This is a genomic window from Aliidiomarina sanyensis (assembly GCF_003987175.1).
Taxonomy (GTDB): domain Bacteria; phylum Pseudomonadota; class Gammaproteobacteria; order Enterobacterales; family Alteromonadaceae; genus Aliidiomarina; species Aliidiomarina sanyensis.
Genome location: NZ_PIPM01000008.1, coordinates 78,702 through 95,095 on the forward strand (window position 1 = coordinate 78,702; position 16,394 = coordinate 95,095).

Consider the following 16,394-nt stretch of genomic DNA (forward strand, 5'->3'; position numbering starts at 1 on the left):
CGTTGGGCAATAATCGACTATCACTCCCCGATGGTCGCATTTTGCTGGTAATCAAGCTCCGTTCACGCTGTGATGTAGTTCATTACAGAAGAAACGGAGCTTTTTTATGCGCACGTCTGCACAACGCCTCGCAACGACGCTTGGTATTGCCAGTTTTATCCCGTTGGTTGCTCTCGCGAATCCGGTCAATATCGGTTATCAAGAACCAGCTCAAGAAATCATTGATATCGTCGATGCCGCACCTGCACCCGGTGCAAATCTGAGTCCAGGTGGCGATTTCTTGCTGATACTCGACTACCCCGCACTCCCAACTTTGCGTGATCTTGCCGCACCAGAGTATCGACTTGCCGGTCGACGGATCAACCCCGCGAATAGCACGATCAGCCAAGCACGATATATCGAAGACTTTCGCTTGATTGAAACAGAGTCCGGTGATGCACGAACCATCGAGAATCTGCCAGCCGACTTGCGCGCAATTGGCGTGTCGTGGGCACCATCGGCAGACTATTTTGCTTTTATCCACATGGAAGAAGACGCTGCGACCCTATGGAAAGTCAGCCTAAGAGAGAACCGAGCACGCCAATGGAGCTCGCTTCCCGTCAACAGCGTCTGGGGTACTCAACTCGAGTGGAGTGCGGATAGTCAGAGCATTCTCGTAACACTTGTGGATCCTGCTCGTGGAGCCGAGCCACAGCGCCCCATCGTCCCTGCCGCACCCGTCATCACGGAGACTCGTGGACGCAGCGCGCCCGCGCGTACCTACCAGGATCTTCTGAGTGATGAGCATGACGAGGCCCTGTTTGACTATTATTTCAGCAGTCAAATTGCTCGTGTGCACACCTCCGGCGACGTCGATCTTATCGGGAGTCCGGGGGTCTACAATGACGTTCAATGGTCTCCGGACAATCAATATATTCTTGTGACTGAACTGCAGCGCCCATACTCCTACGCGGTGCCGCAGTTCCGATTTGCGCGGACAACAGATGTTTGGAATTTAAACGGTGAATCCGTCTATCAGGTGGTGGATCAACCGCTCGCTGATAATCTTCCGATCGGGTTTGATGCGGTCGTTGAGTCGCGCCGCAACATCAGCTGGCGGAACGACGCAGATGCAACCTTAGTCTGGGCTGAAGCCGCCGATGGCGGAAATCCGCGCGCTGAAGCAGAAGTACGTGACCGGGTGTATCAACTCGCAGCACCTTTCGAATCAGATCCAAGCCATCTACTCGATTTGAATTTTCGCTTCTCTCGCTTACTCGCAGCAGATGGTGATACCGCATTAGTATGGGAGCGTTGGTGGGCGGATCGCGAAGAACGGGTATGGAACATCAATCCAGATGGTGATCGTGCTCCTGAGCTCGTTTGGGAGCGTTCATGGGAAGACAGTTACAATGACCCCGGAAATCCGCTCATGACGCGGGTTGATGGTCGTCGCGTGTTACTGATCGATGATGGACACATCATTCTCACCGGAACCGGCGCCTCCGACGAGGGCGATCGTCCATTCATCCACCGTCGTCATCTGGGCACTGGAGAAACCGAGCAACTCTGGCGCTCGCAATCCCCTTACTTCGAGCGCCCAGTCGCTCTCATCAATTGGTCTGAGCGTCGTTTTCTGACTCAACGGGAATCAATCAACTCGCCACCCGATTTCTATCTGCGCGAGCTAGGCAATAATGATCTGACCGCTCTCACTGAAACGCCTCACCCAATGCCTGACACCTTGGGGATCTCCCGAGAACTGATTCATTATGAGCGGGAAGATGGACTGCCTATGTCAGCCACGCTGTTTCTTCCTGCCGGATACGATGCCGAACGCGATGGTCCCTTACCAACCATCATTTGGGCCTATCCACGGGAATTCAGAAGTTCAGCGGCCGCAGCCCAGGTCAGCGGTTCTCCCTATGAATTTAATCGGATTAGCTATTGGCGACCGCAGTTCCTTGCGACGCAAGGGTATGCAGTCCTAGATAATGCAACCATGCCCATCGTCGGTGAAGGGGAACAGCTGCCAAATGACACATTTATTGAGCAGTTGATCATGAACTCAAGAGCAGCCATCGACGCGGGCGTTTCCCGCGGCGTCACCGACCCCAATCGAGTGGCTCTCGGTGGGCACAGCTATGGCGCCTTCATGACCGCTAATGTCCTAGCCCATAGCGATCTTTTCCAAGCAGGAATCGCCCGAAGCGGCGCTTATAACCGCTCGCTTACCCCGTTTGGTTTCCAGCGGGAGGAACGGACAATTTGGGATGATCCTGCATTGTACCAACGGATGTCACCGTTCTTTTCTGCCCATCAGATTAAAACACCGTTGTTACTCATTCATGGTGCAGAAGACAACAACTCGGGAACCTTCCCGATGCAAAGCGAACGGATGTATCAGGCGATCAAAGGGAACGGCGGAATTACCCGTCTGGTGATGCTCCCTCTGGAATCACATGGATATCGCGCGCGCGAAAGTGTTCTACATATGCTGTGGGAGACAGTCGAGTGGCTTGACGAGTTCGTCAAACACGCGGAATAGCCTTTCGCTGATAAAAGGCCCCATCCGAACATCACGGATGGGGCTTTTTTATTCGAGCCGTTCGTCGATCAGCTTGAGGTATAAGTCTGGAACCGAACCAAGTTCGTGATGTTCCATGAAAGTCACTTCAGCTAACGGCTTCCACGCGAACGTCGCAGTCGCATCACAGGTCGCGGCGGGAAAAAGTCCAATTTGCTCCTCATACGCTTCCGGTGTTCCGAGAGTCCAGAGCCCATCGTCTCGCTCCGTGGCGATTGGGGCCTCCAGATGAGCAATCCACGGAATACGATTGCGTAGCATTTGCTTCTCTTCGTACGTCATGACATCTGAGGAAGTTAAGACCAAATTGAGCGGTTGAAAGGAAAAGCTGCCGCTACAAAATGCTTCAGCGAGACGGGCTCGCATCGGATATTCATCCGCAAGTCCCAGTGCATGTCCAATTTCATGTTGGAGCAGCAAGCCAGACGCCTGCTCGGGAACGAATACAATCCCATTTCGCGTATTGGCGACTCCACGACCCGAGGCAACCAAAGTCACCGTATGCATGCCTTCCACTGGTTCAGGGAGCGCACTCCAATCGAGGTCGCACTCAACTCGCCGCGAGCTACCATTACATTGCGCAATATCATCTGCAGGAAAATGTGTTGCACAAATTGAGAGCCCGCCATGTGCAAATTGTTCTTGGACGTAAGACAGACGTTCAATAAAGTGCTCCCGACGATGAAGCGGTGCAATCAACTGGAGCTGGAGGCGGCAAGATGTGTCGGAGACCAAGGCTGAGCCATCCATCACAGCTGTTGGTATTGATTCGTCTTCAAATTTAGCGCTGGGTGAAAATTGCCACACTGCAAAGCTCACCGCAGCTGCGAAGAGTGCGGCGGTGATGGCCGCTTCAAGCGGCCCAGATGTTTTCATTTGAGGTGTATCTTGAGTCATAGATGTGCGCGATGGATAACAAACATTATTGAACGCGTAATTGGTCTCGAACTCGATTTAATTCAGTTCGCGCATAACGATGCTCTAAATACGGGAAGACGTTGGTGGATAGGGACAATTTAAAATAATTCATCGCCTGATAGTAAAGCCCCTGCTGTGCAGCAACTTTACCAAGATAAAAATAGGCTTCACAGAGCTTGTAGGCGAGCTCCCGCTGATCCGACGCATTCTCAAAAGCTGCCATCACTAAGGTTTCATCATCAATCTCGCCGACCAAGAACCTTAGAATCATTTGCCCCCATGCGTTGCCATCGGCAAACTCCCATTGTTCGGTGAGCTGCTCATAAGCGCGTCCAGGATTTAATTGATATGCAGCAAAATAATGCCAAATGACACGAAAGGGATCACTCGGCTCTTGAAAGTAGTAATCTGCGAAATCACCGAGCGCAAGTTCATACTGCCCATTGTAATAAGCAGCGAGTCCGCGATTTAAATAGACGAACTCATGATCTGGCTGCAGCTCAATCACACTATCGAATGCTTCGAATGCGCCCTGATACTCGCCGGCCTGCGCATAATAAATTCCCAGTGAGTGGTAGGCTTCCGCCATTCCCGGCTTCAGCTCGAGCGCTTGATTAATATCCACTAGAGCGAGTGTTGGCAAACCAAGATAATCAAAGGTCATCGCTCGTCGATGAAGAAGTTGAGCGCGTTGCTCATCGTCAAGCTCTGCTTTGTACAACAGCTCGGTGAGTTGCAGCAGCTCAAATTCGAGATTCTGATCGGCTGGGAGCGGCTCGACCAAGTATAGTTGGGCCGCTGAATCCCTCACTTCAACTTCGTTTCGATCGGTAACGTCCCGCGCAGGATGATCCGGAGTGGTAGCGCAGGCACTCAACAGAACAACGATACCGCTGGTTATCAATAGTTTTCGCAACAACATGTATTTCGGATACTCCAAGGCGAGGTGATATCTCCATTACATCATATTCAATGTCACTGGCAAAGAGGCAAAAAAATGGCTACCGCAAAGGTAGCCATTTCGAATGGACTGAACAGCCGGAGGATTTATTCTTCCGACGTCGTTTCCTCGGTGCTTTCCTGCGCTTCTTTCATGCTAAGGCGCACACGACCTTGGCGGTCAATTTCCAGAACTTTTACGTTAACCATTTGACCAACAGAGAGGTAATCATTTACGTCCTCAACACGCTTGTCGCTGATCTGAGAAATATGAACCAATCCATCCTTGCCTGGCAGCACGGTGACAAAAGCTCCGAAGTCAACGATACGAGCGACTTTCCCCTCGTAAATACGACCCACTTCTACTTCCGCAGTCAGTGCTTCGATACGTTTTACCGCAGCCTGCGCTGATGCTTCGTCCGTCGCCGCAATCTTGATGGTGCCATCATCGTCAATCTCGATCGAGGTGCCAGTTGACTCGGTCAGCTCACGAATAACCGCTCCCCCTTTTCCGATCACATCCCGGATTTTCTCAGGATTGATTTTCATAATGTGGAAACGAGGAGCAAAGTCAGACACGTCATCACGCGCTGAGCTGATTGCTTGGTCCATAACGGTCAGAATATGCAAACGAGCGGCTTTTGCCTGTGCCAAAGCTTGTTGCATGATATCTTTCGTGATGCCCTCAATTTTAATATCCATTTGTAAGGCGGTCACACCCGTTGCGCTTCCGGCAACTTTAAAGTCCATGTCGCCCAAGTGATCTTCATCACCCAAGATATCCGAAAGGACCACGAACTTGTCGTCTTGCTTCACAAGACCCATTGCGATTCCAGCCACTGATGCCTTGATCGGCACTCCAGCGTCCATCAGCGCAAGCGAAGTGCCACATACTGATGCCATTGAGCTTGAACCATTTGACTCAGTAATCTCAGAGACCACTCGAATGGTATACGGGAATTCTTCCGCAGAGGGCATGACTGCGAGGACGCCACGCTTGGCCAATCGACCATGACCGATCTCACGTCGCTTCGGTGAACCCACCATCCCCGTCTCGCCAACACAGTACGGAGGGAAGTTGTAGTGCAGCATGAAACGATCGGTCCGAGCACCCATGATTTCATCGATATTCTGCGCATCACGCTCCGTTCCAAGCGTTGCGGTAACCAATGCTTGCGTCTCGCCACGGGTAAATACTGATGAACCATGAACACGCGGAAGTACACCGGTCGCAACGTCAAGCGCACGAACCATATCCGGTTCACGACCATCAATACGAGGCTCCCCAGCGAGAATCCGACTGCGAACGACATCCGACTCCAACGCATGGAAAATATCACCGATCTCTTTTTCATCAGCCGCTTCGTCGTTCGCGTGAATTTCTGCAATGACTTCTTTGAGTGCGACAGACAATGCATCGCGACGCTCGGACTTGTCAGTAATGCGATATGCTTCACCGATCTTACTTTCCGCAGCGGCTTTCACAGCAGCAATCAAAGGCTCATTTTTAGGAGCCGGTGACCAATCCCACTTCGGAGTATTTACTTCTGCGGCAAGCTCATTCACAGCAGCAATAACCGCTTGGGATTGCTCGTGACCATATACAACTGCGCCAAGCATCACTTCTTCACTGAGCAGATTCGCTTCTGATTCCACCATCAATACGGCAGATTCGGTGCCTGCGACTACGAGGTCGAGGTCAGAACTTTCAAGTTCAGTTTTCGTGGGGTTCAAAACGTATTCGCCGTTTTGGAAACCTACGCGCGCTGCGCCGATTGGGCCATTGAACGGAATGCCAGAGATTGCCAACGCAGCGGAAGTACCGATTAGCGCAACAATGTCAGGGTTCACTTCTGGGTTCAATGAAACAACGGTCGCGATGACCTGGACTTCGTTATAAAAGCCGTCCGGGAACAAAGGACGGATCGGCCGGTCAATCAAGCGGCTTGTCAATGTTTCGTTTTCTGAGGGACGTCCTTCACGCTTAAAAAATCCACCTGGGATTTTACCTGCAGCGTAAGTACGTTCTTGATAATTTACGGTGAGCGGGAAAAAGTCTTGTCCGGCCTTCGCTTCTTTCTTACCGACAACGGTGACCAACACGGTGGTGTCATCCATGCTTACCATTACAGCACCGTTGGCCTGCCGGGCAATTGCTCCGGTTTCCATCGTGACTGTATGCTGACCATATTTAAACTGTTTAATAATCGGATTCACGTTTACATTTCCTTCAACTTACTTGCGTTTTGCCCGTCGCTTCTCAGGGCCATCTCTTTTTACAACTTGCTTTTAATCTGAACAGTATACCTAAAGGAACACTGACGGGAGAACCGTTTTTTACGATTCGCCCCGTTTTGAAACGATTCTTTCATGTGCCGCGGATTAAAAAAATAAAGGGGCCCTAGGCCCCTTTACCAAAACCGCTTAGCGGCGCAGTTCTAGACGCTGAATCAAGTCAACGTAGCGCGCTTCGTCTTTACGCTTCAGGTAGTCCAACAGCTTACGACGCTGGCTTACCATGCGAAGCAAACCACGACGTGAGTGGTGGTCGTGCTTATGCTCTTTGAAGTGACCTTGCAAGTGGTTGATTTGGGCAGTTAACAGTGCAACCTGAACTTCAGGTGAACCCGTGTCGCCTTCGGCACGTGCATAGTCAGAAACGATTTGTGCTTTTTGAGCTGCAGTTAGTGACATAAATAAACTCCAAAAGGTTAATAATGCTAGAGCCAATCACTAATTCAGCCCCAGCGGAAGCGCGCATTATACGCACCCATGCGTGTAAATACAAGCTAACTCAGGGTTAGCACACGCTTCGGCCAATATCGACCATCGGCACGCAAATAAGCGACCCCAAGAAATCCTTCCGGGCTTTTGACACGAATAAGACCACCGAGATTATCCGTCTCTTCTGCCAGCGGTTGGCCATGCAGTAATCCCTGACCTTGCTCTCGATCGACAAAAACCTCCGGTAATTCAGCAACCGGTGAATCCGTGGGCAATAATAGTGCATCTAACCCACTGTAATCCCAGGTTTCGGGGGTTTCTCGCCCCTGAACCATGGCTTCGAGTGCTTCAAGGGTGTGCATCTGATTCGTCGGATATTGCCCCACTTCCGTTCGGTGCAAAGTTTTGACGTGCGCTCCGCAGCCTAGCGCTTGCCCTAAGTCGTCTACCAGTGACCGGATATATGTGCCTTTACTGCAGCGAACATGCATCGTCACATAAGGCAGATCAACGGATTCCACTTCGATAGAATAGATGGTTATTGCGCGGGCCGGTCGTTCAATTTCAATTCCTTTACGAGCGTATTCATACAAGGGCTTCCCTTGATACTTTAATGCTGAAAACATCGAAGGAATTTGATGAATCGGCCCTTTAAACTGAGCCAAGGCCTGATTCAATTGTTCCGAGGTAAATGTTACCGGGAGCTGAGCAACAATTGTGCCGTCCGCATCACTTGTATTGGTACGAACACCAAACTCCGCAACCACGCGGTACGCCTTGTCCGCATCGAGCAAAAATTGCGCAAACTTCGTCGCTTCACCAAGGCAAATAGGCAACATCCCAGTTGCTAATGGGTCGAGCGCGCCTGTGTGCCCCGCTTTTTGCGCATAAAAAATACGTTTAACTTGCTGTAGAATACGATTGGATGAGGCGCCGGTCGGCTTGTCCACCAAAATAACACCATCAATAGGACGACCTCGCGTTTTTCTTGCCACGGCTGCTCTACCCTCACTTAGAAATTTTTTTCTACACCTAGAAAAACGCCGGAACAAGTCCGGCGTTTTGCTTATTCTTTGTTGTTCGACTCATCCTGTTTGGATTCGTCTCGCTCACGCGCTTCTCGAACCAGCTTAGCCATCCGAATCCCTTCAAGAAGAGAGACATCATGTACAAATCTCAGATCGGGCGTAATTCGTGACTTGATTCGTTTCCCAAGAAGCGAGCGAATGTAACCAGAGGCTTCATTTAACACTTTCAGAGCCACCTTAACCTGCTCTTCATCATCTTGAAGAAACGTCACAAAGACTTTCGCGTACGCCAGGTCTTTTGAAACCTCAACGTCAGAAACCGTGGGCATCACAACACGGGGATCTTTGATCTCCCGTTGCAATATCATCGCGATTTCTCGTTGCATCTGCTGCGAAAAACGGTCGGTACGACTGAATTCTTTCTTCATAATTTCACTCCTATTTCGCAAGCACATCGTGCTGAGCAGTCCATCTGGACTGCTCACACTGCATGTTACAGAGTACGCTCAACCTCGATGGTCTCGAAGACTTCAATCTGGTCACCGACGCGGACATCGTTGTAGTTCTTCACTCCGATACCACACTCCATACCATTTCGAACTTCTTGCACATCATCCTTAAAGCGACGCAACGACTCCAATTCACCCTCATAAATCACGACATTGTCGCGCAGAACGCGAATTGGGGCTGAACGCTTCACGACACCTTCTGTCACCATACAGCCAGCGATTGCGCCAAGTTTTGGTGATTTAAAGACATCGCGAACCTCTGCCAAGCCAATGATGACCTGCTTAAACTCAGGAGCCAACATCCCGGTCATTGCCTGCTTGATTTCATCAATCAAGTCATAGATGACGCTGTAATAACGGAGCTCAATACTCTCGTTTTCACTGATACGACGCGCCGTTGCGTCGGCCCGAACGTTAAAGCCGATTACGATGGCATTCGAGGCACCCGCCAAACTGATATCTGTCTCGGTGATTCCACCAACACCTGAGCCGATGATGTTAACTTTCACTTCATCAGTTGAGAGCTTCGTCAATGATTCAACAATTGCCTCAAGTGATCCTTGAACATCCGCTTTCACCACCAAGTTCAGATCTGAAACGTCACCTTCTTGCATGCTGTTAAACATGTTTTCAAGTTTCGCTTTCTGTTGACGGGCAAGCTTCACTTCGCGATATTTGCCTTGACGATAGTTCGAGACTTCGCGCGCTTTCCGCTCATCTTTCACCACCGTGACTTCGTCACCGGCTTGGGGAACTCCCGACAATCCAAGAATCTCGACCGGGATTGATGGACCTGCGCTTTGAACTTCCTGACCAATTTCATTGCGCATCGCCCGAACACGTCCATACTCCAGACCACACAAAACAATATCACCCCGATTGAGTGTACCGCTTTGCACAAGGACTGTCGCAACGGGTCCGCGACCTTTGTCGAGACGTGATTCAATCACGATACCGTGAGCCATGCCGCCATGCGCTGCTTTCAAATCAAGTAATTCAGACTGAAGCAAAATCGCCTCGAGCAGGCCATCGATGTTCTCGCCTGACTTCGCAGAGACGTGTACAAACTGCGTATCGCCGCCCCATTCCTCAGAGAGGACATTGTGTTGGGCGAGCTCGGATTTCACACGATCAGGATCCGCTTCTGGCTTGTCAATCTTGTTCACCGCAACCACTAGAGGAACGCCGGCAGCTTTCGCGTGTTGAATTGCCTCAACGGTCTGTGGCATCACCCCATCGTCTGCTGCGACCACAAGGATAACGACGTCCGTCGCACTTGCACCACGAGCACGCATCGAAGTAAACGCCGCGTGACCTGGAGTGTCAAGGAACGTAATCATGCCATGACCAGTGTCAACGTGATACGCACCGATGTGCTGCGTAATTCCGCCTGCTTCACCCGCGGCAACCTTCGCCTTCCGGATGTAATCCAGTAATGATGTCTTACCGTGATCAACATGACCCATCACGGTAACAACCGGAGCACGCGCGGTCAGTTCACCGACATCGCCCCGATCTTGAAGGACTGACTGTTCAAGTTCATTGTCATTCACCAAGACGAACTTATGCCCCATCTCTTCAACCAGCAATGATGCAGTCTCCTGATCAAGGACTTGGTTGATGGTCACCATTTCGCCCATTTTCATCATGGTTTTAATGACTTCAGATGCTTTAATAGCCAATCGGTTTGCTAGGTCAGCGACCGTAATCGTCTCCGGAATCCGCACTTCGCGCTCAACTGGAGAGGCAGGCTTATTGAAGCCATGCTGCATCGAACTTGGACTCCGCTTACTGCCCTTACGACGGCGTTCACGACGTGGCGCTTCATCTTTGTCGTCATCTTTACCACGGCGCTTCGTTTTCTTCGCTGTGCGACGGCCACGACGCTCTTCTTCCGTGTCCTGTTGCTCTTCAGCAAATTTCGCGGTGGTCGAGGTCGTAAAGTGGACATCCTCTTCTTCAAGCTTCTTACGACGGGCTTCTTCTTCTTCCCAACGCGCTTGGTTCTCTTCTGCTAAACGACGCGCTTCTTCGGCTTGTCGCTTTGCTTCTTCTTCAACTTTCTTCGCAGTTTCCGCTTCTTGAGCTTGACGTAGACGCTCTGCTTCGACCCGTGCAGCTTCTGCTTTCGCTCGCTCTTCAGGCGACTTTTCTACAGCCGGCTTTGCAGCGGCTTTCTGTTCACCTGCTTTGCGTTTCTCTTCTGCAGCTTTGCGTTCTTCTTCCCGGCGCTTCGCTTCCGCTTCTGCTTTCGCTTTTGCTTCTGCCCGTGCTTTCTCTTCAGCCTCAAGACGCGCTTTTTCTTCAGCTTCTGCGGCTAAACGCTCCTCTTCCTGCTGACGCGCTTCCTCTTCAGGACTCCGCTTCACGTATGTCCGCTTCTTCCGCACTTCAACCTGAACCGCTTTGGCGCGGCCCGGACCTGCGTTAATGCTCAACGTACTGCGTGTTTTCCGCTTTAATGTCATCCGACTCGGTGCAGCATTCCCATCGCCACCATGCGCTTTATTTAAATGCGCTAGGAGGGCCGCTTTTTCGTCTTCTGTTACAGTATCGCCTACCGCTTTCTCAATGCCGGCATCGCTGAACTGCTTCAACAAGCGATCAACGGAGGTTCCGATATCACTGGCAAGTTTTTCAAGTTTGACTTCTGCCATCTAATTCATACCTCACTTTTCAATTATGCTTCATCACTAAACCAGCAAATATTTCGGGCCTTCATGATCAATTCGCCCGCTTGCTCTGGTGTCAGTGACTCAATTCCTTCCAGATCGTCTGTTCCCTGCTCTGCAAGGTCTTCCAAGGTTTTTACACCCATTGCTGCCAGCTCATAAGCGAGGTGACGATCCATACCTTCTAAATCGAGCAACGTTGAATCAGGTTCCGCACCTTCCAACGACTCTTCGGTTTTCAGCGCTTTAGTGGTCAGATAATCACGAGCACGATTCCGCAGCTCTTCAACAATATCTTCGTCCATACCATCGATTGACAAAAGTTCTGCAACCGGGACATAGGCGATCTCCTCAAGCGATGAGAACCCTTCGTCAATCAGGACAGTTGCAAAATCTTCATCGATTTCGAGACCTTCAGTGAATAACTGCAATAAACGCTCTGACTCCGCTTCATTGCGCTCATTGAACGCTTCAACGGTCATCACGTTTAGTTCCCAACCGGTCAACTGACTTGCCAGACGGACATTCTGTCCATTCCGACCGATTGCTTGCGCTAGATTCCCTTCTTCTACTGCGATATCCATGGTCCGAGTTTCCTCGTCCATTACAATCGAGACGACTTCCGCAGGCGCCATTGCATTAATCACGAATTGCGCTGGGTTATCATCCCACAATACGATATCCACACGCTCGCCGCCCAGCTCGCCTGATACGGCTTGAACACGCGCACCGCGCATACCAACACAGGCACCCACAGGATCAATGCGACGGTCATTGCTCTTCACTGCAATTTTGGCTCGCGATCCCGGATCACGCGCAGCACCTTTTACTTCAATCATTTCTTCGCCAATTTCCGGCACTTCAATGCGGAATAGCTCAATTAAGAAGTCTGGGTGGGTCCGGCTCACAAACAATTGAGCACCACGTGCTTCAGGACGAACGGCGAATAGTAACCCACGCACACGGTCCCCTGGACGAACACTCTCACGCGGGAGCATTTCGTCGCGGAAAATAACCGCCTCTGCATTATTGCCCAGGTCGAGAATAATATTATCCCGCGTGGCTTTCTTCACGATCCCACTAATCAGCGTACCCACTTGGTCCTCATACTGCTCAACGACCTGTGCACGTTCGGCTTCACGAACCTTTTGCACAATCACCTGTTTCGCAGTCTGCGTGGTAATCCGATCGAATTGAATCGATTCGATTTGCTCTTCGATGTAGTCACCAACTTTAATTTCGGGATCATCAATCTGAGCCGCAGATAATGAAATCTCCGCGTACGGGTTCTCAAGACCGCCATCCGGATCTTCCACAACACGCCAGCGACGGAATGTATCGAAACCACCGGTGCTCCGATTGATAGCCACCCGAACGTCAATATCCCCGTCGTATTTCTTGCGAGTCGCAGTCGCAATCGCAATTTCTAGGGCCTCAAAAATTTTCTCGCGCGGCACCGCTTTTTCATTCGATACCGCCTCTGCAACCAGCAAAATCTCTTTACTCATCTCTTGCCTCGTCAACGCTGAATCTTAATCAAACTTTGGTACCAGGTTCGCTTTCTTAATCGCGTTGACCGGTACATTCAATGATTCTTCACCTATTTTAAAAGTAACCGAGTCGCCTGTGACGTCCACAATTACCGCTTTGAAATTTCGTTTATTCTGAATCGCTACTGTCAATTGCACCGAAACCTCTTCCCCACGGAAGCGGTCATAGTGACTGATATTGAACAACGGACGATCCATTCCTGGAGAGGACACTTCAAGGTTGTATTCGCTATTAATTGGGTCTTCTACGTCCAAAACTGCACTCACCTGATGGCTAACATCTGCACAGTCATCTACCGTAATGCCATCTTCGTGGTCAATGTACACGCGAAGCGTGGATTGTTTTGCCCGCACGAACTCGATGCCAACAAGTTCATACCCGGCGGCCGAAACCGCGGGTTCAAGCATATTTGTCAACCGTTCTACCAAAGTTGCCAACCTAACCTCCAGAAACAAAAAAAGGGCATAACGCCCAGTTCTCAGGTACCCAATAATTGACTACGAGGGCTAGATAGCAAAAAGCCCCGGACCTTGTCGGGGGCTATTATACAATCGAGCCTATCGACCTGAGCTTACCGGGCTGATGAGAGCGTAATCGCTGCGCATCAATCGTTCCGTTAAACTCGAACTGGTTGCGGGGGCAGGATTTGAACCTACGACCTTCGGGTTATGAGCCCGACGAGCTACCAGACTGCTCCACCCCGCGTCCGATGGTGAGTATTATACCTGCTTCCCTTCTCTTTTCAACCGGCAGCGCCCGTAATATCGCGTTTTCCAAGAAAAAAAGAAGTTTTGAAACAATTGGATATAAACTCATAAATTGGTGCCGAAGACGAGACTTGAACTCGTACGCTCAGAAGAGCACCACCCCCTCAAGATGGCGTGTCTACCAATTCCACCACTTCGGCATAATTTGGATGTGTTTCCAGGTATTAATTCCCTGGAGGCAGATCATTATTCCGTGGTTGTTCACTTGTTGGTACGGTTAGGTCACCAAAATCGTCAACAGAGGTGCGATCAGTTGCAACCATGTTGCCGAGAATCAAGCTCAACAGGAAAAACGTCACTGCAATGATGGCGGTCATCCGCGTCAGGAAGTTACCCGAACCACCTGCACCGAACACCGTGTTTGAAGCGCCTGCTCCAAACGAGGCGCCCATCTCTGCGCCCTTACCTTTTTGCACCAAAATCAAGGCAATCAATGCGATTGCGACGAGAAGGTACAAAACTAATAAAACTTCATACATAAGCTGTATTATCCTTTTGCTGCCTTGCAAATGGCATCAAACTGAACCGGGTCAAGACTTGCACCGCCAATCAGGCCGCCGTCAATATCCGGTTGGCTAAACAATGTCTCTGCGTTTTCCGCTTTCACACTGCCGCCATAAAGAATCTGAATATCTGCTGCTTCTGAGGGCGCAACTTCCGCAACCCACTCACGCACCATCGCGTGAACTTCTTGTGCTTGCTCAGGCGACGCGGTTTTACCGGTCCCAATAGCCCAAACAGGCTCGTACGCAATTACTAGCTGAGAGAAATCCGCATCAGCGAGACCTGCTTCCAACTGACCACGCAGCACAGATTTTACCTCACCTGCCTCGCGTTGTTCCAGTGTTTCACCAATACAAAAAACTGGAATAAGTGCCTCACGTTGTGCTTGAACCACTTTTTTTGCAAGTTCTGCATCTTGCTCCGCAAACAGAGCGCGCCGTTCTGAATGACCTATGAGTACATACTCGGCACCCGAATCACGCAGCATACGTGCACTTATTTCGCCGGTAAACGCCCCTTCAGACTGTGCAGCACAGTTCTGAGCTCCGACTTTCACCTGCGCTGGCGCGAGTGATATCTCCGCCGCTTTCAAATACACCGCAGGGGGGCAGATGACGACTTTTACAGCAGTTTGCACATCATTATTTGCAAATTGCTCGGCCATCTTTTGGATGAGCCCTAAATCACCATTTAGCTTCCAGTTGGCAATCACCAGTGACTGTCTCACGGGATACTCCTGTCCTTCTGTAAGCGGCGCAGATAGTACCCGACATCATGGTGGGATACAAGCACCGCTTTGCAAAAAATTACCGTTCGCTCACATGTTAACCAATTCAGGCAGATGGAGCGAACCCGAGGGGCTAAGGGGTTACTTTATCACGAATCGACCGCACTCACCTCATTCGCGATTTGCTGTGCATAGGCTTTCACCACGCTCGCGTCCTTGCCTTCCACCATGACGCGAATCACTGGTTCGGTCCCAGATTTTCGCAACAGAACGCGACCATCACGACCGAGAGCTTGTTCAACCTCGGAAACCGCGGATGACACATTTTTTTCGTCCAATGGATTCGTACCTGGCTTGAAGCGCACATTCACCAAAACTTGAGGCATTTTATCCATTCCTTGAACCATATCGCGCGCCTTCCTGCCCTCTCGGACCATACCCGAGAGGAACTGAATCGCTGCAAGAATGCCATCTCCCGTGCTGTGATACTTCAAATTAATAATGTGTCCGGAGCCTTCGCCACCGACAAACCATCGCTTCTCTCGCAAGGCTTCCATCACATAACGGTCACCTACATTTGCACGAACAAACGGAACGTTGAGTTTTTCGAGCGCAAGCTCCATGCCGATGTTGCTCATCACCGTACCCACAACACCTCCTTCAAACGTACCGTCTTTGATAGCTTGTTTGACGAGAGCGAAAACAATCTCATCTCCGTCTATGACTGCGCCATTGGCATCGACGATCATCAGGCGGTCACCATCACCATCAAGAGCAATTCCTATATGGGCCTTCTCGGCTGTCACCTTCGCTTGAAGGTTAGCCAAGTTAGTCGCGCCATATCCAGCGTTAATGTTGAGACCATTCGGTTCACAACCGATTTCCACCACATCTGCGCCAAGCTCTCGAAAGACATTCGGCGCGATGTGGTACGTTGCACCGTGGGCACAATCCACCACAATCTTTAGGCCCGCCAAAGAAAGTTCCGATGGAAAAATCGATTTACAGAACTCAATATAGCGTCCTGCTGCATCGTCGATTCGAAACGCGCGACCAAGGGCTTCGCTTGCAACACAATCCAGCTCTTGATCTAGATAAGCTTCGATGGTTTGCTCGACTTCGTCCGTTAACTTGTGACCTGTCTCAGAAAAGAATTTGATTCCATTGTCGTAATAAGGGTTATGTGATGCACTGATTACAACGCCCGCAGCAGCACGAAACGTCCGTGTTAAGTAAGCAACAGCTGGAGTCGGCATGGGTCCAAGAAACTCCACATTGACTCCCGCACTCGAAAAGCCGGCCTCAAGCGCCGATTCCAACATGTAGCCGGAAATCCGTGTGTCCTTTCCGATAAGAACCCGTGTATTTCCTTTCGCTGCGAGTGCTTTTCCTGCCGCCCAGCCGAGCTTCAAAACAAAGTCTGGTGTAATCGGTCGCTCACCAACATGCCCACGAATTCCATCCGTGCCAAAATACTTTCCCATAATTC

13 protein-coding genes and 2 tRNA genes are annotated in these 16,394 nt (G+C 50.6%); 1 reads left to right on the forward strand and 14 read right to left on the reverse strand.

The window, feature by feature from the left end; translation table 11 throughout:
* Window positions 1-106: 106 nt before the first annotated feature.
* Window positions 107-2,527 carry an alpha/beta hydrolase family protein gene (locus tag CWE11_RS08605; RefSeq protein WP_126777211.1) on the forward strand — a complete coding sequence of 807 codons (2,421 nt, stop codon included), beginning with the start codon at window positions 107-109 and terminating at the stop codon, window positions 2,525-2,527.
* Between the two features lie 48 nt (window positions 2,528-2,575).
* Here CWE11_RS08605 and CWE11_RS08610 read toward each other — a convergent pair whose 3' ends face one another.
* The 14 genes from CWE11_RS08610 to glmM form a co-directional block, all read right to left on the reverse strand.
* Window positions 2,576-3,442: a hypothetical protein gene (locus CWE11_RS08610; RefSeq protein WP_126777212.1), complete on the reverse strand. Its 867-nt coding sequence runs from the start codon at window positions 3,440-3,442 to the stop codon at window positions 2,576-2,578.
* 46 nt (window positions 3,443-3,488) lie between these two features.
* Window positions 3,489-4,406, reverse strand: a complete 918-nt coding sequence (gene nlpI, locus CWE11_RS08615) for a lipoprotein NlpI (RefSeq protein WP_126777213.1) — start codon at window positions 4,404-4,406, stop codon at window positions 3,489-3,491.
* A 125-nt stretch (window positions 4,407-4,531) separates the two neighbouring features.
* Window positions 4,532-6,640, reverse strand: a complete 2,109-nt coding sequence (gene pnp, locus CWE11_RS08620) for a polyribonucleotide nucleotidyltransferase (protein ID WP_126777214.1) — start codon at window positions 6,638-6,640, stop codon at window positions 4,532-4,534.
* 207 nt (window positions 6,641-6,847) lie between these two features.
* Window positions 6,848-7,117 (reverse strand): 30S ribosomal protein S15, encoded by a 270-nt coding sequence (gene rpsO / locus CWE11_RS08625; RefSeq protein WP_126777215.1) that lies wholly within the window; start codon window positions 7,115-7,117, stop codon window positions 6,848-6,850.
* A 95-nt stretch (window positions 7,118-7,212) separates the two neighbouring features.
* A complete protein-coding gene (gene truB, locus CWE11_RS08630) occupies window positions 7,213-8,142 on the reverse strand; it encodes a tRNA pseudouridine(55) synthase TruB (protein ID WP_126777216.1) in 930 nt (309 codons plus the stop codon).
* Between the two features lie 71 nt (window positions 8,143-8,213).
* Window positions 8,214-8,603 (reverse strand): 30S ribosome-binding factor RbfA, encoded by a 390-nt coding sequence (gene rbfA, locus CWE11_RS08635; RefSeq protein ID WP_126777217.1) that lies wholly within the window; start codon window positions 8,601-8,603, stop codon window positions 8,214-8,216.
* 65 nt (window positions 8,604-8,668) lie between these two features.
* Window positions 8,669-11,341 (reverse strand): translation initiation factor IF-2, encoded by a 2,673-nt coding sequence (gene infB / locus CWE11_RS08640; protein WP_126777218.1) that lies wholly within the window; start codon window positions 11,339-11,341, stop codon window positions 8,669-8,671.
* Between the two features lie 23 nt (window positions 11,342-11,364).
* On the reverse strand, window positions 11,365-12,864 hold the full coding sequence (gene nusA / locus CWE11_RS08645; protein ID WP_126777219.1) for a transcription termination factor NusA: 1,500 nt from the start codon (window positions 12,862-12,864) through the stop codon (window positions 11,365-11,367).
* Between the two features lie 24 nt (window positions 12,865-12,888).
* Window positions 12,889-13,344: a ribosome maturation factor RimP gene (gene rimP / locus CWE11_RS08650; RefSeq protein WP_157981329.1), complete on the reverse strand. Its 456-nt coding sequence runs from the start codon at window positions 13,342-13,344 to the stop codon at window positions 12,889-12,891.
* Window positions 13,345-13,535: 191 nt separating this feature from the next.
* Window positions 13,536-13,612: transfer RNA gene (locus CWE11_RS08655), tRNA-Met, on the reverse strand.
* 115 nt (window positions 13,613-13,727) lie between these two features.
* Window positions 13,728-13,814: transfer RNA gene (locus CWE11_RS08660), tRNA-Leu, on the reverse strand.
* A gap of 24 nt (window positions 13,815-13,838) precedes the next feature.
* A complete protein-coding gene (gene secG / locus CWE11_RS08665) occupies window positions 13,839-14,153 on the reverse strand; it encodes a preprotein translocase subunit SecG (RefSeq protein WP_126777221.1) in 315 nt (104 codons plus the stop codon).
* Window positions 14,154-14,161: 8 nt separating this feature from the next.
* Window positions 14,162-14,905 carry a triose-phosphate isomerase gene (gene tpiA, locus CWE11_RS08670; protein ID WP_126777222.1) on the reverse strand — a complete coding sequence of 248 codons (744 nt, stop codon included), beginning with the start codon at window positions 14,903-14,905 and terminating at the stop codon, window positions 14,162-14,164.
* Between the two features lie 149 nt (window positions 14,906-15,054).
* Entirely contained in the window at window positions 15,055-16,389 is a 1,335-nt protein-coding gene (gene glmM, locus CWE11_RS08675; protein ID WP_126777223.1) for a phosphoglucosamine mutase, read from the reverse strand.
* Window positions 16,390-16,394 lie beyond the last annotated feature (5 nt).